The organism is Bacillus sp. NMCC4 (assembly GCF_002998555.1).
Taxonomy (GTDB): domain Bacteria; phylum Bacillota; class Bacilli; order Bacillales; family Bacillaceae; genus Bacillus.
The window spans coordinates 53958-75544 of the sequence record NZ_PVRA01000004.1; the positions used below are offsets into that span (position 1 = coordinate 53958).

Annotated in this window: 19 protein-coding genes; 8 read left to right on the forward strand and 11 right to left on the reverse strand. The window is 41.2% G+C overall.

The genetic code is table 11. From position 1 onward, the window contains the following. Positions 1–162 precede the first annotated feature (162 nt). Positions 163–1866 (forward strand): septation ring formation regulator EzrA, encoded by a 1704-nt coding sequence (gene ezrA / locus C6Y02_RS10025; RefSeq protein WP_106031173.1) that lies wholly within the window; start codon positions 163–165, stop codon positions 1864–1866. Positions 1867–1906: 40 nt separating this feature from the next. On the opposite strand, the gene brnQ (C6Y02_RS10030) is transcribed toward ezrA, so the two are convergent. Next, positions 1907–3250, reverse strand: coding sequence for a branched-chain amino acid transport system II carrier protein (gene brnQ, locus C6Y02_RS10030; RefSeq protein ID WP_060597011.1), 1344 nt, complete (start codon positions 3248–3250; stop codon positions 1907–1909). A 210-nt stretch (positions 3251–3460) separates the two neighbouring features. Next, on the reverse strand, positions 3461–4804 hold the full coding sequence (brnQ, locus tag C6Y02_RS10035; RefSeq protein WP_060597010.1) for a branched-chain amino acid transport system II carrier protein: 1344 nt from the start codon (positions 4802–4804) through the stop codon (positions 3461–3463). Positions 4805–5004: 200 nt separating this feature from the next. On the opposite strand from brnQ (C6Y02_RS10035), the gene C6Y02_RS10040 reads away from it, so the two are divergent. The 5 genes from C6Y02_RS10040 (at position 5005) to C6Y02_RS10060 (ending at position 10211) form a co-directional block, all read left to right on the forward strand. Next, positions 5005–6147, forward strand: a complete 1143-nt coding sequence (locus C6Y02_RS10040; RefSeq protein ID WP_060597009.1) for a cysteine desulfurase family protein — start codon at positions 5005–5007, stop codon at positions 6145–6147. A 4-nt stretch (positions 6148–6151) separates the two neighbouring features. Then, complete coding sequence (thiI, locus tag C6Y02_RS10045; protein ID WP_106031174.1) at positions 6152–7357, forward strand: tRNA uracil 4-sulfurtransferase ThiI; 1206 nt, start codon at positions 6152–6154, stop codon at positions 7355–7357. 89 nt (positions 7358–7446) lie between these two features. Then, positions 7447–7659 (forward strand): alpha/beta-type small acid-soluble spore protein, encoded by a 213-nt coding sequence (locus C6Y02_RS10050; protein WP_024424829.1) that lies wholly within the window; start codon positions 7447–7449, stop codon positions 7657–7659. A gap of 225 nt (positions 7660–7884) precedes the next feature. Continuing rightward, positions 7885–9465, forward strand: a complete 1581-nt coding sequence (gene mbcS, locus C6Y02_RS10055) for an acyl-CoA synthetase MbcS (protein ID WP_060597007.1) — start codon at positions 7885–7887, stop codon at positions 9463–9465. Between the two features lie 131 nt (positions 9466–9596). Then, on the forward strand, positions 9597–10211 hold the full coding sequence (locus tag C6Y02_RS10060) for a LysE/ArgO family amino acid transporter (RefSeq protein WP_106031175.1): 615 nt from the start codon (positions 9597–9599) through the stop codon (positions 10209–10211). Between the two features lie 115 nt (positions 10212–10326). Here the strand turns inward: C6Y02_RS10060 and C6Y02_RS10065 are convergent, their stop codons facing one another. After that, the gene (locus tag C6Y02_RS10065; RefSeq protein ID WP_106031176.1) at positions 10327–10758 is read right to left on the reverse strand and encodes a MarR family winged helix-turn-helix transcriptional regulator; all 432 of its coding nucleotides are present in this window, start codon (positions 10756–10758) and stop codon (positions 10327–10329) included. 117 nt (positions 10759–10875) lie between these two features. Here C6Y02_RS10065 and C6Y02_RS10070 point away from each other — a divergent pair, with 117 nt between their 5' ends. Continuing rightward, the gene (locus C6Y02_RS10070) at positions 10876–11463 is read left to right on the forward strand and encodes an NAD(P)H-dependent oxidoreductase (RefSeq protein WP_106031177.1); all 588 of its coding nucleotides are present in this window, start codon (positions 10876–10878) and stop codon (positions 11461–11463) included. 104 nt (positions 11464–11567) lie between these two features. Then, positions 11568–12920, forward strand: coding sequence for an amidohydrolase family protein (locus C6Y02_RS10075; protein WP_106031178.1), 1353 nt, complete (start codon positions 11568–11570; stop codon positions 12918–12920). Between the two features lie 40 nt (positions 12921–12960). On the opposite strand, the gene C6Y02_RS10080 is transcribed toward C6Y02_RS10075, so the two are convergent. From C6Y02_RS10080 to desA, 8 genes are all read right to left on the reverse strand, one after another. Then, the gene (locus C6Y02_RS10080; protein ID WP_106031179.1) at positions 12961–14898 is read right to left on the reverse strand and encodes an ABC transporter permease; all 1938 of its coding nucleotides are present in this window, start codon (positions 14896–14898) and stop codon (positions 12961–12963) included. Beyond that, positions 14888–15649 carry an ABC transporter ATP-binding protein gene (locus C6Y02_RS10085; RefSeq protein ID WP_003216695.1) on the reverse strand — a complete coding sequence of 254 codons (762 nt, stop codon included), beginning with the start codon at positions 15647–15649 and terminating at the stop codon, positions 14888–14890. The genes C6Y02_RS10080 and C6Y02_RS10085 overlap by 11 nt, the downstream gene beginning before the upstream one ends. Positions 15650–15755: 106 nt before the next feature. Then, entirely contained in the window at positions 15756–16760 is a 1005-nt protein-coding gene (locus C6Y02_RS10090; RefSeq protein WP_106031180.1) for a sensor histidine kinase, read from the reverse strand. Next, positions 16760–17449: a response regulator transcription factor gene (locus C6Y02_RS10095; protein ID WP_106031295.1), complete on the reverse strand. Its 690-nt coding sequence runs from the start codon at positions 17447–17449 to the stop codon at positions 16760–16762. The genes C6Y02_RS10090 and C6Y02_RS10095 overlap by 1 nt, the downstream gene beginning before the upstream one ends. A gap of 110 nt (positions 17450–17559) precedes the next feature. Next, the gene (locus tag C6Y02_RS10100) at positions 17560–18480 is read right to left on the reverse strand and encodes an iron-hydroxamate ABC transporter substrate-binding protein (protein WP_106031181.1); all 921 of its coding nucleotides are present in this window, start codon (positions 18478–18480) and stop codon (positions 17560–17562) included. A gap of 197 nt (positions 18481–18677) precedes the next feature. Then, positions 18678–19277, reverse strand: coding sequence for a response regulator transcription factor (locus tag C6Y02_RS10105; protein ID WP_034661892.1), 600 nt, complete (start codon positions 19275–19277; stop codon positions 18678–18680). Continuing rightward, complete coding sequence (locus C6Y02_RS10110) at positions 19274–20410, reverse strand: sensor histidine kinase (protein WP_106031182.1); 1137 nt, start codon at positions 20408–20410, stop codon at positions 19274–19276. Before C6Y02_RS10110 ends, C6Y02_RS10105 begins: the two co-directional genes overlap by 4 nt. 118 nt (positions 20411–20528) lie before the next feature. Beyond that, on the reverse strand, positions 20529–21578 hold the full coding sequence (gene desA, locus C6Y02_RS10115; RefSeq protein WP_095285570.1) for a Delta(5) desaturase DesA: 1050 nt from the start codon (positions 21576–21578) through the stop codon (positions 20529–20531). Positions 21579–21587 lie beyond the last annotated feature (9 nt).

Here is a 21587-nt window from a genome sequence, read left to right on the forward strand (position 1 = left end):
ACTTTCTTGAAAAACATACATAAAACCGTGAATGGATGGTATTGGAAAACATACGATCCTGTTTATAAAAAGACAAATGCAAAGCGGACACGAAAGGGTTCTCAGGTCTACTCGGGACACTTTTACCCTGACATCACTTAGATCACAACAAGGGGGCTCATTATGGAGTTTATCATCGGTTTAATTGTCATTTTGCTTGCTTTGTTTTCAGTCGGTTATTTCCTGCGAAAAAATATATATAAAGAGATTGACCGATTGGAAGCATGGAAAATTGAAATTTTAAACAGATCAATTGTAGAAGAAATTTCAAAAATCAAACATTTAAAAATGACCGGAGAAACAGAGCAATTTTTTGAAAGATGGCGTGCAGAGTGGGACGATATCGTCACAGCCCATCTTCCAAAGGTAGAGGAGCTATTATATGATGCAGAAGAGTATTCTGATAAATATCGATTCTCCAAAGCCAAGCAGGTTCTTACGCACATTGAGGACTTGCTGAGTGCTGCTGATTCGAACATTGAAGACATTTTAAAAGAAATTGCAGACCTTGTCACAAGCGAGGAGCAAAATCGCAAGGACATTGAAAAGGTCAAAGAGCAATATCAAACAGTTCGAAAAAATCTGCTTGCGTACAGCCATTTATATGGCACCCTTTATGACAAAATGGAGCAGGACTTAGATGAGGCCTGGGAAGGGATCAAGCAGTACGAGGAAGAAACAGAAAACGGAAACTACATGAAGGCAAGAAAGATTTTGCTTGAGCAAGACCGCAGACTCGACCAGCTTCAACTATATATCAATGATGTACCAAAGCTTATTGCAGACTGCAAACAAACCGTACCAGGTCAGCTGACGAAGCTGAAAGACGGATATCAAGAAATGACAGAAAAAGGCTACAAGCTGGAGCACATCCAGATCACGAAAGAGCTGGAGACTTTAAACAAACAGCTTACGAGAGCGGAAAAATTGCTCATTGATGAACTCAATTTAGAAGAGGCATCAAGCATTCTGCAAATGATCAATGATGCGATTGAGACGCTGTATGATCAGCTGGAGGCGGAAGTAGAAGCAGGTCAGGAAATCAAAAGCAAAATGCCTGAGCTCACAGAAGCATTCGAGAAGCTTGAACAAGATCACACACAAACAAAGGCAGAAACGGCTCTTGTGAAAGAAAGCTACAAGCTGACAGCAGGAGAGCTCGATCAACAGAAAGCATTCGAAAAACGTTTAGAAGAAATTGAAAAGCTGATGAAACAAATCCGCGAGAAGCTTGATCGTGACCACGTGGCATATTCATTATTAATGGATGAAATCAATCAGCTGGAGACCTTTATCGATGATGCAAAAGCATTGCATGACACATTTAAAGGTCATCTACAATCATTAAGAAAAGAAGAATTACAAGCGAGAGAAACACTGGCTGAGCTCAAAACCATGCTGACAGATACAGTCCGCCAGCTGCATAAAAGCAATATCCCAGGTGTACCTGCTGAGATGAAAGAGCGGGCTGAAAAAGCGCAGGAGATGATCCAGCAAGTGCATGAGCAGCTGGAAAACCTGCCGCTCAACATGCCGGCAGTGAATCAACAATTAAAAGAAGCCTCTGACACAGTCAGAAATGTTGCGGATGAGACAGAAGAAATGCTCAGTAAAGTGGACCAAATTGAACGAATCATTCAATACGGCAATCGTTTTAGAAGCCAAAACCATATTCTTTCAGAACAACTAAAAGAGGCAGAACGAAGATTCTATGCCTACGATTACAACGGATCATTTGATATAGCAGCAGCGGCTGTTGAAAAAACATCACCCGGAGCTGTCCAAAAGCTGTTAGCTCAGCAAGAAAAAGAGTATCAGCACCAATAAAAAAGCTGAAGTCCATTTACAGGACTTCAGCTTTTTTCTGTTAAGATGCTTGTTTCTCCCGCTTTTGGGAAGCAGAAGAAGTGAAAAGAGAAAGAACGAACCCAATGACCACTCCGAAAATAGCAGGAACAACCCAGCCAATACCAAGGTCATATAAAGGTAATATCGTTTGAAAGAGATCCTCCACTGGTCCAATCGGGAGTTTCGCTGCTACTAAGCCGTCAAACAAACTGACGCAGCCAGTTAAAATCAAAGTAAGGACATAAACAGGTCTTCTTTGACCAAGCCATTTATCTGCCAGCGATAACACAATGATGACAATCGCTAGCGGATAAATCGCAGTTAAAACCGGTACAGAGAAAGCGATAATGTGAGCAAGTCCAAAATTTGAAATGATAAAACTAAATAATGTCACTAGTGTTACGACCATTTTATAAGAAAGTTTAGGTAATAAATTTGAGAAATACTCTCCGCATGATGTAACGAGACCGATACTTGTTGTTAAACAAGCAACCGTAATCGCGGCACCCAACACAATATTTCCTAAACTGCCAAATAGGAATTGAGAAGACTGAGCCAAGATTTTACTGCCATCTCCAACAAAACCAATGGCGTGTGTACTTGAAGCGCCTAAATAAGCAAGAGATAGATAAACAAATGTTAATCCGCAAGCTGCAATCAGACCCGCTTTGATACAAGCAGAAGTCAGTGCCTTTTTACTTGTCACACCGCGTCCTTTAATGGCGTTGATAACAACAACCCCAAACACAATAGAAGCAAGAGCATCCATTGTTTTATAGCCCTCTAGAAATCCTTTGAAAAATGATCCGCTGCTATAGGATACATCAGGTGTGCCAACGGCGCCCATCGGCGTTAAAATGGCTTTGACAATAATAATAAAAATAATCGTAAATTTAATTGGTGTTAACACTTTCCCTACACGATCCACAATCTTCGTTGGATTTAGAGCAAGATAATATGTAATACCAAAAAAGACAAGTGTGAATAAAAGAAGTGAGAGCCAAGCTGGTACACCTGCTAAAAAGGGTAATGCACCAATTTCATATGAAACCGTTCCTGTACGAGGAATAGCGAAAAGCGGCCCAATAGATAAATATAAAATGACGGTAAACGCTGTTCCAAAAGCTGGGTGAGCTTTATCAGCTAATCCTTTCGCATCTCGACCTGTTAAAGCGATCGCAATAATCCCTAGAAGAGGTAAACCGACACCTGTTAATAAAAATCCGCCCATTGCTTTCCACACATTTTGCCCAGCATATTGCCCAAGCTCTGGTGGATAAATCATATTTCCGGCGCCGAAGAATAGAGCAAATAACATAAAACCGATAATAACTGTATCTTTCGTCGACAAAGTTGCCTTCATTGCATTTAAAGCCTCCATTATTATGTTGAAATATTCTGTTAATTAGTTGCTAAGTAACCGTTCATCATTAACATTCACTAATTATAAAGGATGTACGCCTGATGTCAACATGTGTTTTCGTACAAAAGTCATGAATTTTTCTATTTTAGTATATGGAGAACAATAAAAAACATCCCCTTCCAATGAAGAAGGGGATGTTTCGGTTTATGACTATGAGGCGAGCTGTTTGGGCGGGCTGGTAAACATCGAAATAAGTAAACCAACCACAGCACCGATAATAGCTGGTAAGATCCAGCCAATGCCTAAATCGTAAAACGGTACGATTGAATCTAAGATGTCAGGCAAGTCACCGAGGTTCACTTTGGCAGCTAATAATCCATCAATGATGGCAAAGAAACCAGTAAAGATAAGAGATACGATATAAATGAGTCTTCTTCCGTTAATCCAGCGATCAAGGAATGACAATAAAATAATGACAATTGCCAGTGGATAGATTGTCACAAGAACTGGAACAGATAGAGAGATAATTTGTGCCAAACCAAGGTTTGCAACCAGTGTACTAAATAAAGAAACAATTAGAACGACTGTGCGATAAGAAAGGCTAGGGATGAGCTTTGAAAAATATTCCCCACAGGATGAAATAAGTCCAACACTAGTCGTTAAACAAGCGAATAAAATGGCTGCGCCAAGTACAATGTTTCCAGCAGAACCGAATAAAAAGTTGGCAGAAAGTGAAAGCAGTTTGCCGCCGTCATTTGCTCCAACCATTCCCGTCGCATCGGGACTTGAAGCACCCACATAAGCAAGTGAAATGTACACCAATGCCAGCCCAACAGCTGCCACGAGTCCTGCTTTAATACAAGCCGCTGCAAGAGATTTACGCTCCGTGATGCCTCTTTCCTTAACAGCCGTCACCACGACGATCCCAAATACGATAGAAGCAAGAGCATCCATTGTTTTATAGCCTTCTAAAAATCCAGTGAAGAGCGGGTTTGCTTCATATGTTGCATCAGGAGCACCGATCATTCCCATTGGCGTAGCAATGGCTTTAATGACAATAATGGCAATAACAGTTAATAAGATCGGTGTCAAAATTTTACCAATTCGATCAACCAGCTTTGAAGGATTTAAAGCAAGCAGGTATGAAATAGTGAAAAACACAACGGTAAAGATGAATAGTGGTACCCATGAAGTGGACTGTGCCCCTGACAGAAATGGAGCTAATCCTATCTCGTATGAAACCGTACCAGTTCGCGGAATAGCGAAAAATGGTCCGATGGATAAATACAGAATAACGGTGAAGATGGTCCCGAATTTTGGGTGCGCTTTATCCGCAAGGCCTTTTGCACCGGTACCTGTAAGGGCGACTGCAATCACCCCTAGAAGCGGAAGACCTACTCCTGTGAGTAAAAATCCACCGATGGCAAGCCATACATTCTCACCCGCATATTGTCCAAGAACAGGTGGGAAAATCATATTTCCTGCGCCAAAGAATAATGCAAAAAGCATTAGACCAATGGCTAGCGTCTCTTTTATACTTAAACTATTTTTCAAAATAGTTCCTCCTTAATCAGTGTAGTGTGTCAAATTAAAATATTCTGACAATTTAGATGATCGTGTGACAATTGCACTATGGATGATATAGTGAAAATGAAAAGTTGTCAACTGCCATTTTCAGAAAATTCTCTGTCTGACTTCATTATGGTAACATATAAATGCATTTATTTTTTAAGCTTTTTGTAAGGAGTTACAATATGATCTATCTTGATAATAGTGCAACAACCAAGCCTTATCCAGAGGTTTTACAAGTATATCAGCAAGTGAGTGAGCGTTTTTTTGGTAATCCGTCTTCGCTTCATCAGCTCGGAATTGATGCCAGCCGGCTGCTAAGTGAAACGAGAAAACAAATGCTTCACTATACAGGATTGAAACAATATGAGATTATTTTCACTTCTGGCGCAACAGAAGCAAATAACATTGCCATTAAAGGAGCAGCTCTAGCCAAAATGAACCGGGGGAAACATATTGTGACAACAGCAATTGAACACCCCTCTGTCATCGAATCGTTTGAACAGCTGAAGGCTTTATTTGGTTTTGATATCTCCTATATTCAAGTAAATGAGCATGGCCATGCTGATATGAATCATTTAAAAGAAGTGCTACGCCCTGATACAGTACTGGTCAGCATGATGCATGTCAATAACGAAACGGGTGCCATCCAGCCGATTGAAGAAGCTGCTGGCATCATTCGTGAGCATGCCGAAAATGCCCTTTTTCATGTCGACGGGGTCCAGGGAATGTGCAGAGTAGCACTTAATAAACAGCTGGATGTGGATCTTTTGACGATATCTGGCCACAAAATTCATGGCTTAAAAGGGACAGGAGCGCTCTTTTTAAAAAAAGATGTTGTGCTTGCCCCTTTCATCACAGGAGGGGAGCAGGAATTAGGACTACGGTCAGGTACTGAAAACCCTGCTGGTGCTGTCAGCTTAGCAAAAGCCATGAAACAATCATTCGAACGGCTGAAAAATTATCATGATGAAATGCTTAACTTAAAAACGCAGCTGCAAAAACAGCTTGGAGAAATAGAAGGTATTGTCATCAACACACCGCTGACGCAAAGTGCGCCGCACATTGTGAATTTTTCAGTGCCAGGTATTCAAATCGAGGTTCTTCTCCATATGCTTGAAAAAGAAGGCATGTATGTCTCGACAACCTCTGCCTGCTCAGCCAAGAAAAAAGAGCCAAGTCGTGTGCTGCTAGCGATGGGGAAAGCAGAAGAAGTGGCCAAAAGCAGTATGAGAATCAGTTTGACATTTGGACAAGGACCAGAGCTAGCGCCGCAAATCATCACATCGATCGCACAAAGTGTAAAAAAACTAAAAGGAATGAGATAACAGCATGAAATATGATCATATTTTAGTCCGTTTTGGTGAGATCTCAACAAAAGGGAAGAATAGAAAGAAATTTATTGAAAAACTAAGACAGCATATCCGATTTGTATTAAAAGATTTTGATGCATTAAAGTACGCATCTGACAGAGACCGCATCACGATCATGCTGAACGGAGAAGACCCTGAACCGATTTCAGAACAGCTTAAAGGTGTATTTGGCATACAAAGCTTTAGTCTTGCGGTGAAATGTGAGACAAATCTCGATGCCATCAAAGAAGCGTCACTCACAGCGGTACAGGAAGTATATGAACAAGGAAATACATTTAAGGTCTCAACGAAACGTTCTTATAAACAATTTGAACTTGATTCAAATGAAATGAACCGCGAAATTGGCGGATATGTGCTGAAGAATACGGAAAACTTAACGGTCAATGTCAAACAGCCGGATGTACATTTGCGCATTGAAATAAGAGAACATGCGACGTATATTACATTTAAAGATGTCAAGGGTGCAGGCGGCCTGCCGGTTGGTTCAAGCGGAAGAGCGATGCTCATGCTTTCAGGCGGCTTTGACAGCCCAGTTGCCGGCTATCAAGCAATGAAACGCGGAATTCAAATTGAGGCTGTACATTTTTTTAGTCCCCCATATACAAGTGAACGTGCCAAGCAAAAGGTCATTGATCTTACAGAATGCTTAGCAGCATATGGAGGCGAAGTGAAGCTTCACATCGTTCCTTTTACAAAAATTCAAGAGCTGATTCACAAACAAGTACCTGAAAACTATACGATGACATCTACAAGAAGAATGATGCTGAAAATAGCTGATAAAATAAGAGCGAAGCGTGATGCTCTTGCGATTATTACGGGTGAAAGCCTTGGACAAGTCGCAAGTCAGACACTGGAAAGCATGTATGCGATTAACCATGTGACCAATACACCAATCATTCGACCGCTCATTGCTGTTGATAAAAATGACATTATTGATGAAGCGAGACGAATTGGCACTTACGAGACAAGTATTCAGCCTTTCGAGGATTGCTGCACGATCTTTACGCCGCCATCTCCTAAAACAAAACCAAAGCTTGAGAAAGTAGAACGCTACGAAAGCTTTGCTGATTTCGAGCCGATGCTCGACGAGGCAGTGGATCAAATGGAAACGATCATCGTCACAAATGAGAAGAAAGCGGCAGACGAATTCGCTGATTTATTCTAAAATAAAAATTTCATAATAATTACCATAAAATCAATCGCATGAAGTCATGTGTTTCTACACATTCTATATTCACAAGGAGGTGAGAACACATGGCTCAACAAAACAGACAAAGCAGTTCTAACCAATTACTAGTACCAGGCGCTGCACAAGCAATCGACCAAATGAAGTACGAAATCGCTTCTGAATTCGGTGTAAACCTTGGTGCAGAAACAACATCTCGCGCTAACGGATCAGTTGGTGGAGAAATCACTAAGCGTCTTGTATCTTACGCTCAACAACATATGGGTGGCGGATCTTTCTAAGACACACAATTAAAAAGTTATGGCTTAGGAGCGGGATCATTCCCGCTCTTTTCTTTTTGTACATAAAAATAGTTTGAATATTTCTGAAAAAGAAGACGAATGAAAAAAATTATGGCATAATACTAGGAGTAGGTCCTAATTCAAGCATTTTTCAGTTATGAGTGTTAGAATAGGTAAATTGAAACATGTTTCGTTTCATAGAAAGAGGCTAAAAGGAGCTGTACCATGAAAAGAGAAGACTTAATTGCACCAGAACAATATAACTTAGTCAGTGAGATTGAAGCGTTCAGTCATGACAAGGAGAAAATGGCCCTGCACTGGCAGGATGGAAATGGCCACGAAGCGCATGTGACGTATGCAGCTTTAGTGGAAGAAGCAAATAAAATTGGTCATGTATTATTAAATGCAGGCTTTAAAAAAGGCGATAAAATCATTGTGATGGTGCCGCGCATGCTAGAGGCATACAGCATTTATTTAGCAATTTTGAAAACAGGAATGGTCGTCATTCCTTGTTCAGAAATGCTGCGTGCAAAAGATTTAGATTACCGAATTGAACATGCAGAAGCAAAGGGAGCGATTGTTTACTCTTCATTCATTCAATCGTTCGACGGAACCAATCAGCCAAACGATTTTAAAACATTCTCAATCGGTGAAAACGATCATGGCTGGACAAATATTCTAGCGCAAAAGGATCAACAATCAAGTGAGCTGCAAATGGCTCCAACAACACGTACAGACATGGCGTTCTTATCCTATACATCTGGTACGACAGGTCATCCAAAAGGGGTTGTTCATACACACGGATGGGCGTATGCACATTTACGCACAGCTGCCAAAGCATGGCTCTCTATTAATGAGGGAGATAAAGTATGGGCGACAGCAGGGCCAGGCTGGCAAAAATGGGTGTGGAGCCCTCTCTTATCTGTGTTAGGAAGTGGCGCAGAAGGCTTTGTATACGGAGGGAAATTCAATCCAAATACGTACTTAGAGCTGCTTCAAAAAAATGAAATCAATGTCCTATGCTGTACGCCGACAGAATATCGTTTTATGGCGAAAGTAGATGACTTGAGTCAGTACGAGCTGCCAAAGCTGCATAGTGCCGTTTCTGCGGGAGAGCCGTTGAACCGTGAAGTCATTGATACATTCAAAAAGCATTTTGATATAGAAGTACGAGATGGCTATGGCCAAACAGAAAGCACACTGCTCGTAGGGGTGCTAAAAGGAATGGACATCAAGCCAGGCAGTATGGGAAAACCAACACCTGGCAACGAAGTCGAGATCATTGATGAGGACGGCAGCGTATGCGCTCCTGGAGAAGTTGGTGACATTGCGGTCCATCTCGAAACGCCGGCGCTATTTAAGGAATACTACAAAGATGAAGAGCGTACAAAAGCGCAGCGCCGCGGAAATTACTTTATTACCGGTGACCGCGCGAAAAAAGACGAAGATGGGTACTTCTGGTTTGAAAGCCGCAGAGATGATATCATCGTCAGCTCAGGCTATACCATTGGGCCGTTTGAAGTAGAAGATGCACTGATTAAACACCCAGCAGTCAAAGAATGTGCGGTTGTGGCTAGTCCAGATGAAATCAGAGGATCAATTGTGAAGGCATATGTCGTCCTGCGTGATGGATCAGCACAAAGTGATGAGCTGATCAAAGAGCTGCAGACACATGTGAAAAACACAACAGCACCTTACAAATACCCAAGAGAAATTGAATTCATTGACGAACTGCCAAAAACACCGTCAGCGAAAATCCGCCGTGTCGAGCTGAGAGAAAGAGAGCTTGCACGAAAAGGATCATGATGAATAAACGAAAAGCGTTTGGATGGAAGCATCCAGCGCTTTTTTTTACGGAAAATCAAATCCGCTGGAAGCGGTCATGATGTTCTATGATAAAATGTGTAAGAATTGCTGGAAAAGGAGAATGTTAGAAGATGTTCATTGCCATCATTCATGGAATTGTGCTTGCCTTTGGTCTCATTTTACCATTGGGCGCACAAAATGTATTTGTGTTTCAGCAAGGAGCGCTTCAGCCGCGATTATATCAGGCCTTACCTGTCGTTATCACTGCTGCTCTTTGTGACACACTATTAATTGCATTAGCTGTCATTGGTGTTTCAGTTGTGGTGTTCACCATTCCTGTACTGCAAATCGGCCTTTATATTATTGTGTTTTGTTTTTTAGTTTATATGGGATGGTCCGTGTGGAACACAAGCTCATCATCAGGTGATAAAGAGAAGCAGGAATTCATGCCTGCGAGAAAGCAAATTGTCTTTGCCTGTTCAGTTTCACTTTTAAATCCCCACGCCATTCTTGATACAATTGGTGTGATTGGAACAAATTCGCTTCAATATAGCGGGGCAGAAAAACTGGCATTTACACTCGCCTGTATCATCGTGTCCTGGTTATGGTTTATTGGGCTCGCTTTTTTAGGGAAGATGCTAGGGAAGTTAGATACAAACGGCGAGTGGATGAACCGTATCAATAAAGCTTCAGCGGTCATGATCTGGCTTGTCGCGTTATACATTGCGTATCAATTGATTGTATAAAGGTTCATAGAGAAAAAAGCGAGAAGCGTCTGGGCGGATTAGAGCCCGCGCTTTTTTGTATTTTGAAGTTTAGCAACCTTTGCATGAGCGTATCTCCCATGCTTTCCTCATGAGGTCATTTTTTGAAAATCGTTTGATTTAATAGGCGGAGAGCTTGTACGATGTCATCCATTTGTTCTGTATCTGTGGAAGATAGGCTGTCTAATAGCATCCTTTCGATATGCTGGAAAGCATCGTTCATACAAGCGCGGCCTTTGTCAGACAGCATGATCACATGCTTTCGCTTATCATCTTTGTCTTCCTTTTTATCTATAAATTGTTTTTCGTGCAGTTTTTTTAGTTCTCTGCTGACATTTGGAAGAGACATGTGCTGACAGTCGGCAATTTCACTAGGCGTAAGCGGTTCGCTGACAGCTAGCTGCTCTAGAATTAAGTATTGTAAGGTCGTTAGGTCAACTGGTTTGACTTTGCTCATCAGGGCGTGCTTCAGCTCTGAAAAAGTAGAAGCAAATGCTACGAATTCCTTGAAGAAATGGGGATGCTTCATGTTTATCACCTCTTATGTAACATACCAAAATTATTATCAAAAAACAATTATCATTTGACAACTAATTAAGAGGGGTATATCATTTAGTTATCAAATGATAACAAAAGGAGACAACACATGAATCTACTCATTATTTATACTCACCCTCATCACAATAGTTTAAATGGTGCTTTTTTAAAAGAAATTATGAAAGGCAGTGAAGAAAATCCACTGGTTCATGAAGTGAAAATTATCGATTTATACAAAGAAGAATTTGATCCTGTGCTGATTTTTAATGAAGAGAAAAAAAGGCGTGATATGCATAAGGACCCTGACATTCGGGTGTATCAGGAAAAGATCAAATGGGCAGATAAAATCGTGTTCGTTTATCCCATTTGGTGGGGGCGGCCGCCAGCCATGCTGCTTGGCTTTATTGACCGCATGTTTGCTGCTAATTTTGCTTACCGTCAAACAGGCGGGCTGCTTCCAGAAGGACTGTTAAAAAGAAAAAGTGCTGTTTGTGTATCGACAATGCAAGGGCCAACCAATTACCCTTTATTCTTTTTGCAAAATGCACACAAGATGTTAATGAAAAGAGCCCTCTTACAATATGTCGGAATCAAACCTGTGAAGTTTTTTGAGTTCGGCATGATGGAAAGTCCAAAAGGGAAACATGAGGCTAAATTAAATCGTATTTACAACTATTTCAAAAAAATCAGCTCATAAAACAGTTGGTGAAGTCACTTTTCTTCTAATTCGATCCTTTTATGTTTTAAAATGACAGTGAGGGTGGGGGAACTCTTCCTCGTCATTTGAAAAGGGGGATATGGATGAAGAAAACATTGTTTAAAGATGCAGCGATTTTAACACTTGATCCAACTTTAGGTTTTTTAGAAAAGGGAGATTTATTAATTGAAGGGACACACATTTTAGAGGTCGGACCTTTAATTGAAGCAAATGATGCTGACATTGTCGATGCGTCCGATATGGTGATCATGCCAGGGCTTGTGGATACACATCGTCATGTGTGGCAGTCTGTCATCAGAGGCATAGGCACAGATTGGTCTTTGCAGACATATTTGAGCAAAATCTATTATGGTAACTATGGTGCGATGAGACGCCCATCCGATGATCGAATCGCAAATTATTTAGGGGCATTAGAGGCGTTAGATGCAGGAGTGACCACATGTTTAGACTGGACGATGATCAATTCAATGGATCATACAGAAGAGCTCATCGGAGGATTAAAAGATGCGGGCATTCGAGCTGTTTTTGCTTTTGGCTCTTCTGGAGATGCTGAGTATTGGGATAGGGAGAGCACGCTCACCAATATGGAGGACGCAGCACGCGTGAAAAAAGCGCATTTTCAATCATCAGATCAGCTCTTGACGATGGGGCTTGCGATTCGTGGACCAGAGTTTTCCTCATGGGAGACTTCAGTATTTGAAATTGAAACAGCCCGGTCTCTAGATGCTTTATGCAGTATGCACATTGGCTTTGGGAATTGGGGAGCGGAGGATCGTTCGATTGAGCGGCTTCACAAAGCAGGGTTACTCGCACCTGACCTCAACATGGTGCATATCAATGCAATCGATGCGGATCAAATGAAGATGCTGGCAGACAGCGGAAGCTCCATATCTATTACACCTGAAATTGAGATGATGATGGGTCACGGTTATCCTGTAACAGGACTTGCGATTGAACAAGGTGTTCTTCCAACGCTCGGTGTAGATGTGGTAACAGCGACAGGCGGAGATTTGTTTGCTCAAATGAAATTCGGACTTCAGGCAGAGCGCGCGCTTCAAAATCAATCATTGCTGATGGAGGGAATCATGCCAGGACCTGAACTTGGGATTTCTGCTCATCAAATGCTTGAAGCTGCAACGATCAATGGGGCTCGTGCATTACAGCTTGATCATAAAATTGGCTCGCTCACACCTGGAAAAGAAGCTGATTTCATCCTGATCGACCGGACAAGCATGAATCTTCTGCCGATGACAGATCCGGCTGGAGCGGTTGTCCAAACGGCACATCCTTCAAATGTTGATTCTGTCTATGTGGCTGGAAAAGCAGTGAAACGAAGCGGAAAGCTTGTTGGTGTGAACCTAGAAGAGGTCAAACGCAAAGCTTATGCGGCAAGAGATCATATTCTATCGCACAAGTTTGAATCAACTCCATCATAAACAAACATATCCCCATAGACAGCGGCCTATGGGGAATAGATTACAAGGATTCTTTAATGACCTTTTTGTAATACTGGACAGATAGGAATCCGAAGACAGAATATAAAACCGTATAAATCGACATGACGATGAGCATTGGTGTCCACAGTTCACCGCCGAATAAAAACCAGCCAGACTGTACTGCAAAGTAGCTGTGCAGCAATCCGATGATGAGCGGAATCCCAAAGTTAAATAGCTGTTTGAGCCGAATGCCTTTTAATAGATCTTTCTCTGTAAAGCCAAGCTTACGTAAGATCGTGTACGAGCTTTGTTCTTCTTCACTTTCATTCATCTGTTTGAAGTATAAAATACAGCCTGATGTCACAAGGAAGCTTAGACCTAAAAATCCAACCACAAACATCATCAGTCCCATTGTTTGCTTTTGCTGCTGAGCTGAAGCTAATTGAGACATGCTGTCGTCACCTAGTTTTAAAGATGTAAACACATCATTGGCTTGTTCAAGGTTTTTAACATCTTTTATATTGACCGCGTTATATTGATTATTCTCAAGCTGCAGTTTAGGATCTTTCTGCTGGTCAAGCTTCTCAAAGACATTTTGACTGACGACGGCAACAGGCAGACCGCCAAAAGTGAATTTGTAAGAGATGATGTAATCTTTCTTCATATCAATGACTTTTAAATCAAGCGGCTTCTTGATGAGAAGTTTCACATCACCTGAGCTTTGAATCGGCATGAATTTCTTCAATAAATCACTGTAGCCGCTTAAGATGACTTCGTTGTTTTCCACATGAATATTAGGTGCATTTTTCTCACTGATCACAGGCAGTGTCAAGACTCCTGGATCCTTTTTCAAACTTTGTAATTCCGAATCCATGATCTTATGTGCATCAAAATCCGCTTGGATGACCTTGAACTGCTTTTTTTCATACGCAATATGTTTGTCAGAAAGTGCACGAGTGAAGGTATCGGCTTCTTTCTCTGAGCCCATGACAAAATGTGATGGAATCTGTTGTTCAGCGGTTTTTTCTGCTGAGTAATAGGAAATGTAGCTTAAAGATAACAACCCGATGGCAAGAGCAGATACGGTTGTAATAATCGTTAAAAGCAGTGCATTTGATTTTAATCGGAACATAATAGATGACAAAGACAGGACTTCATGAATGGCGAGATAGCCATTTTTTCTTTTTCGTACAATATTGGCAATGAAAGAAACAGAGCCTTTATAAAAGAGAAAGGTACCGATAATGACAGAGGCTAGAATATAAATCATTGCTGAAAATAACTCAAGCATGGACGTATATGAGCCGCTAAAAAGCTGAGAAGAAATATAATAGCCTGAGCTGATCAAGACAATACCGAAAACCCCAATGATGATTTCAAACACAGAGATCTTTTTCACACGCTGCTCTGTAGAAGACGTGGTTCTAAACAAAGATAAAATTGTCTGTTTACTAATAAACCGTCTATTTCTTAACATAATTAATCCATAGATGATGAAAAAGACAATGAGCGTTTGCAGAAGGGCCATGCCTGAAAAATGCAGATGGGCGATGGCATTAACGCCTGTTACTTTAAATAGCACCATCAGCATGAGCTTTGAACCGATAAATCCAGCTATGATACCAACAGCCATTGAGAACACATATAGGATGAAATTTTCTGCATTGAGCAGTTTGGCAATTTTTTGTTTCGTCATGCCAATGAGCTGCAGGAGACCTATTTCTTTCCCTCGGCGTTTAATAAAAATGCTGTTCGCATATAACAGGAAGATTCCAACAATGGCAATGAGCAGTACCGAAGCGGCTTTAATCGACGCACCGCCTTTAATGGACCCTTTTACATCATCAAGTGCTGGTGAGTACTGCAAGGTGACAAAAGAAAAATAGAGCGCCACACTAAATACAAGAGCGAACACGTATAAGTAGTAATTCTTCAAATTTTTCTTCAGGTTTCGGAAGACGAGCTGATTAATGTTCATGCTTCACACCGCCTAAGACACCTTGCGTTTTCATAATATCCTCGAAAAACATCTTTCTCTCTAAAGCACCTTTATTCAACTGAGTATAGATTTGTCCGTCCTTGATAAAAATGACGCGTCTTGAATAGCTGGCTGCGACAGGATCATGTGTCACCATGACTATGGTCGCTTTTCGTTTGCGATTGAAATCTTGCAGCTTATTGAGTAGATCAGATGCAGATTTGGAATCAAGCGCTCCGGTAGGTTCATCCGCAAAAATCAGACTCGGCTCATGAATGAAGGCGCGAACTGCTGATGTCCGCTGCTTTTGTCCACCAGAGAGTTCATTCGGATATTTGTCTCTTAATTCATAGATGCCCATGTCCTCCGCGAGCTGTTGAAAACGTTCAAAAGCTTCTTTTTTCGGCGTTTTGGAGATGGATAATGGCAAGAGGATGTTCTCTTTGACCGTGAGTGTATCAAGTAAGTTATAATCCTGAAAGACAAAGCCAAGCTGCTTTTTTCTAAATTCTGCGAGCTGCTGATCCTTCATTTGTGTCATCTCAACATCTGCAATACGAATCGATCCGCTGGACACATGATCGATCGAGGACAATACGTTCAGAAGGGTTGTTTTCCCCGAACCTGATGGCCCCATAATGCTGACAAATTCTCCGGCTTCAATGGTCAAATCAATGCCGCTCAGCACCTCTTGTTTGTTGAATTTATTTCCGTAGCTTTTATATATTTTGCGAGCTTCTAAAATGTTCATTTGTCGATCCCCTTTTTCTATTTAATTAATACCTCTAGTATAAAAAGAAGCCCGCCGCACTTCCTTCGATTTGGCGAACAAAACAGACGAGCATGTGACATTGTTGTCACATGCTCGCAATATGCACAAAATCATTCTTTTTCGGAAAGATAAAGGTGAAGGTTGTGCCTTGATCTATCGTGGAGTTGACCTCGATCTTGATATGAAGAGCGTCTGCTCCTTTTTTCGTTAAATAAAGCCCCATTCCTGTTGAGGCGGTGTCATTGTGATGTCTCGTTGAGGTAAAGCCTTTTTCAAAAATACGAGAAAGGTCTCTTGGATCTATCCCTCTGCCTTGATCTGAGATCGTCAGCATCACTTGGTCATTCATTCGCTTGCTTTCAATGGCAATATCGGACGAATGACTGTACTTAACTGCATTTGTGAGCACCTGTCTGATCATAAAGGATAACCATTTTGTATCACTTAATACGTGACGTTCTTCTAGCGTGAGTTCAAAGCCGATTCCTTTTTGCATGCACCATGATTGGAGCGCTTTGATTTCCTTCGCTAAGATGCTTTGCAGGTCAAGCTGTTCAATAAATAAATCATTTTCGATATGACGTATTCTGCTTTGGTGCAGCTGGGCATCGAGTAATAAATGAATTCTAAGCCATTCGTACGTCATATTCGATTTCAGCGGCTGCTCTGTTAAGCGGTCAATCATTAAGCGCATCGCTGTGAGAGGTGTTTTCACTTCATGTATCCATGAGAGCAATTCATCCTTCTCTTCTTCAAGGGCGATTTGCTGCTCTGCTGCCATTTGCCGGTAGCGGGCAATTTGCTCTGACGTCGCATCATGTACAAGCTGTTCAAATGGGGAAGATGGAGTGAGCCGCATTTGATGATCAATATGATCATCCCATTCTTTCAGCCGCTCATAATACGCCGTTTCTTTACGATATCGGAAAAAGAGAAAGACGATCATGAAAAACGTAGATAATAACACAATATAAAAAAGAGACGCCATTGGAATGGTCGTATCCAAATAAGCAACAAACAGAATGAGGAGCTGCAAACTAAGAAAGAACAGGATCCAGCTTCTTCGTTCTTTTAAAAATGCTTGCAGCATCAGTGATCATCCTTTTCCTTTGCAAGATAGCCTTGACCCACTTTTGTCTCAATGTAGGTGCCAAGGGAGATCTCATCTAGTTTTTTTCTTAGGCGATTGACGTTGACAGTCAGTGTATTGTCACTGACAAACCGTTCATCCTCCCACAATGCTTGAATGAGTGATTCTCTGCTGACAATATGATTTTTATGCTGAATCAATTCCTTGAGAATAAACAGTTCATTTTTCGTTAATTCCACTTCACCGTGATCATTTGTTACGGTGTTTTTTTCAAGGTCAATGGCAGCGCCGCACCATACCTTTAAGCTGGAAGGTTCTGCATTATAATCATGCACTCTGCGAAGAACGGCACTGACTTTGGCAATGAGCACGTCAAAGTGAAAGGGCTTTTGTACAAAATCATCGGCACCGAGCTGCATCGACATGACCATATCAGCAGGGTGGTCACGAGAGGAGAGGAAGATAATAGGTACATTTGAATGATGCCGAATCATCCGGCACCAATGAAAGCCATCGTATTTTGGGAGCTGTATATCAATAATGACGAGATCAGGCTGAACAGAAGTGAATTCCTGCATGACCTGTTGAAAATCGTGAATCCCATAAACATCATAGGACCAGTTAACTAGACGTTCTTTGATTTCTTGGAAGAGGGTTGTATCGTCCTCAATCAGTAAAATTTTAAACAAAACCAGCACCACACTTTTTGTATTCGCTTGTATGTAATTGTAGCGGAAAAAAAGCGCTGCCGCTAGAAGCAGACAAGAAAAAAGCAAGGGAAGGGTTCCCTTGCTTCAGTTTATTTACCTAAAAAGTGCTTTTTAAAGAATGATAGTTGATAGTCGAGCGTGAGCGGATCATTAAAATAGAATTCTTCTGCATTTGCCTCATACACACGATGTTTTTTCACAGCAGGGATGGACTTGTAGATTTCACTGTTTTGATAGGAATTGTCCATTTCGCTGTTTTTACTTATGATCATATAGTCTCCAGCAAATTCAGGAATCACTTCTTGTGAAATCGCATAGTAGCCAGCTTTTAATGCTTTTTCTTTCACTTTTTCAGGCATTTTTAGTTTCATTTCTTGGTAGAGGATTTCTGTGCCGCGGCCCCATGCATCTCCAAACACGTAAAGATCTTTTGTGCCGCTTTCAAACACAGAAACCGTCGCATCCTCACCGATTTTCGCTTTGATTTCTTTCCCAGCTTCAGCTGCGCGTTCTTTAAAATCTTTTACCCATGCTTTGGCTTCTTTTTCTTTGTTTAATACTTTTCCAATTTCAATATGCTGCTGAAGGTAATCGACTTTGTTATACGTAAACAAGACTGTTGGCGCGATTTTTTTTAGTTTTTCTACATTTTTTGTATTGCTTAAGCCAATGATGACATCAGGCTTTAGTTTCATGATTTTTTCCACATTGGCATCCGACACTTCTTCCACATCTTTCAATTCCTTTTGGAAGCGAGGGTTCTTTTTTGACCAAGAGTCGACGCCGACTAGGTTCACACCTAGTGACATGACATTACCCGTGTAAGAACCGAGTACAACGACACGTTTTGGATGCGCTGGCAGCTTCACAGGGCCATTTTCAGATTGATATGTAATCTTGTCTGATGATGTTGATTGATTTCCTTTATTTGAGGAAGAGCTGCTGCTATTGCCACATGCGCTCAACGCAAGTACAAAGATGAGCATCAGAGGGAACAATATTTTCTTCATGAATGTAGACTCCTTTGAAATCGGCACATAAGCCGGTATTTGATTGTACAAGTGATAATGATAATTATTATCACTTGGGTATCATATCATAGGAGTGCGGTCTGTTGTCAATTGCATTTTGATAGTTGGTGATAAAAAATAGAGGGGGATTTTTGGTAGAAAAAAAGATCAAGGCACATGTGTCCTGATCTTTTTTCTTATTTAAACCAGCCTTTTTCTTTTGAGCGTGTAATGGCTTCAATGCGGTTTTTCACTTCTAGCTTATCTAAAATAATGGAAATGTAGTTTCGGACAGTGCCGCTTTTAATGCTGAGTTCCTTAGCAATTTCTTTTGTGTTTTTGCCGTCTGCGACGAGTTCAAGGACTGATTTCTCTCGTTCTGTTAAAGGGTTTTCGTCACTATATAAGTCTTCCATTAATTCAGGGGCGTACACCTTTTTCCCTTTCATCACACTGCGAATGGCACTTGCCAGATCTTCACTTGGACTGTCTTTCAGCATATAGCCGCTGACGCCAGCTTTGAGCGCCCTTTGGAAATAACCTGAGCGGGCAAAGGTCGTTAAAATGATGATTTTCACATCTGTCCCTTTGAGCTCTTCTGCTGCATCAAGTCCGGATTTCCCTGGCATTTCAATATCCATTAAGCAAATATCAACAGGGTGCTTTTGGGCAAAATCGATGGCATCCTGGCCATTCGTTCCTTTCCCAACTACCTTCATATCGTCTTCTAAATCAAGAAGTGAACCGAGCGCACCAAGCAGCATTTGCTGATCCTCTGCGATAAAGATGTTGATCATTTCATTCCCTCCTTTTCTTTTGCTGCTGAATCATTTGGAATGCTCATGATCAGCTTCGTCCCATCTTTTGTCTCAAGGTGAAGGCGTCCATTTGCAAATTCCAATCGTTCTCTAATCCCTAAAAGGCCATGTCCCTTCGTTTGAGAGGAGGGGTGATCTCCTTTAAATGTCCCATCATCTTCAACCGTGATGACCGCTTCTTTTGACTTTTGATGAATGGTTATTTTACAGACCGTGGCATCACTATGTTTGACGATATTGGTGACCGCTTCTTTTATACACATGCTCACAATGTTTTCGTTGAGAAGAGAGATGTGTTTCGGTGCTTCCTTTTCATCATAGATCAATTCTATCCCGGCCGCTTCGAGAATTTGCTCTATGTTCAACATTTCATCCTTGATCCGAATACCTTTCATGGAGGAAACAATTTTCCGCACTTCATTGAGAGACGTTCTGGCTGTTTGCTGGACGCTTTTCAGTTCGGCACGAGCCTGCTCTGGGTCTTTATAAACCAGTTTTCGGGCAAGATCACTCTTTAAACCGATGAGGGAAAGCTTTTGTCCAAGGGTATCATGCAGATCACGTGCAATGCGCTGCCTTTCTTCAATTTTTACAAGGTCAGCGATACGTTCATTGGCATCTTCTAATTTCTCTTCGAGCCGTTCACGTTCCTTCCTGCTTCGAATGCTGAGGGGGAGGAGAATGGCACTAATGAGTGTAATGAGAACCAAGGGAATTTGCGTGAGAAACCAGCCCTTTTTTAAGATCAGACTGAAATTCACCGCAATGGCGGCGCTCCCGACATGAATATAGTATAAGATATAGAAAGGTACTTTTCTTTTAATATGCCCATTGAAATAGGCGATGCAAAAAGCGAAATAAATGTAGCTGTAGAGCATGACATAGCCAGTAGAAATCGCAATCAAGAGAAGGCCTAATACATATAAAGACCAGCCTTTTGCGATAAAGGCAAAACGATAGACAGCGAAAAAGACAACGTTCAAAATAATGCCGATCACAATGCCTAAAGTCGAAGGAGCCTTAATGATAAAATAAAAGGGAAGGATGAAAAAAATGGCCCATATATACGGGGATATCCCATGCAATTTTTGAATTTTAAGTTGTTTTTTCATCCGTGAATCACCTTTTCCATTTTTTCATTCTTTTTCACTACTTTATCAAATTGAACACGTTATCGCATCCTGCAAATACCAACAAGCTCCTTCTATTGTAAGAAAGAGCTTGCGTCGTTTACGCATTCTTCTTGAGAATGTCTCCTTTGATGACAGGTGTGCTTCTAGTCTGACGTGCTTCTTTAAAGGTTACAAATGCTTTCGTTTCTTCATCCCAAAGTCTAAATTTCATTGACTCGATACTTGTTTTTAAAGTGATGGTTGGAACATTTTGAAGCGGCTCACTATGCTCATGTGCATGCTCCAAGTGATAATTCGGTACCCTCGGGCTTAAATGATGGACATGGTGATAACCGATATTGCCTGTTAACCACTGAAGGAGTTTTGGCAATTTGTAAAAAGAACTGCCTTCTACTGCTGCCTGCACATAATTCCAATGTTCATCTGCTTCAAAGTAAGAATCCTCAAACGTATGCTGCACATAAAACAGCCATACACCGATTGATCCAGAAATCAGGAAGATTGGACCTTGGACAAGTAACAAACCTTGCCAGCCAAAAAGGAGATAGGTCGCTCCTGCCAATAAAACAATTGATATGTTTGTGAAATACGTATTCCAGCGCTCTTTTTTACGAGCATTTTTGACGTTGAAACGGTTTTTAAACAGGAAAACAAAGATCGGTCCCAAAATAAACATCACAAAAGGATTACGATAAAATCTGTAGCGAAATTTCGTCCATACTGATGCTTCTTGATATTCTTTGACTGTCAGGAGCCAAATGTCACCAGTACCTCGTTTGTCTAAATTACTGCTTGTGGCATGGTGAATCGAATGATCTCTTTGCCATTGAAGATAAGGGAAAAGGGTGAGTACACCTGTTAAGAAACCGAACAAGTGATTCAGCTGCTTCTGTTTGAAAAAGGATTGGTGGCAGCAGTCGTGAAAAATAATAAAGACACGTACTAAAAAACCAGCTGCAATAACCGCAAAGAAGAGGGTTAAAAGGTAGGAGATGTTCAGGCTATAATAGGCAAGAAACCAAAGCCCCAAAAATGGAATAAATGTATTAAAGAGCTGCATGATACTTTTTTTAGAATTAGCACCAGAGAATTGGCCAACTTGTTTTCTTAAAGTGGCTTGCTGCTGTGTGTTTGTTGAAGTCGTCATGAACGTTCA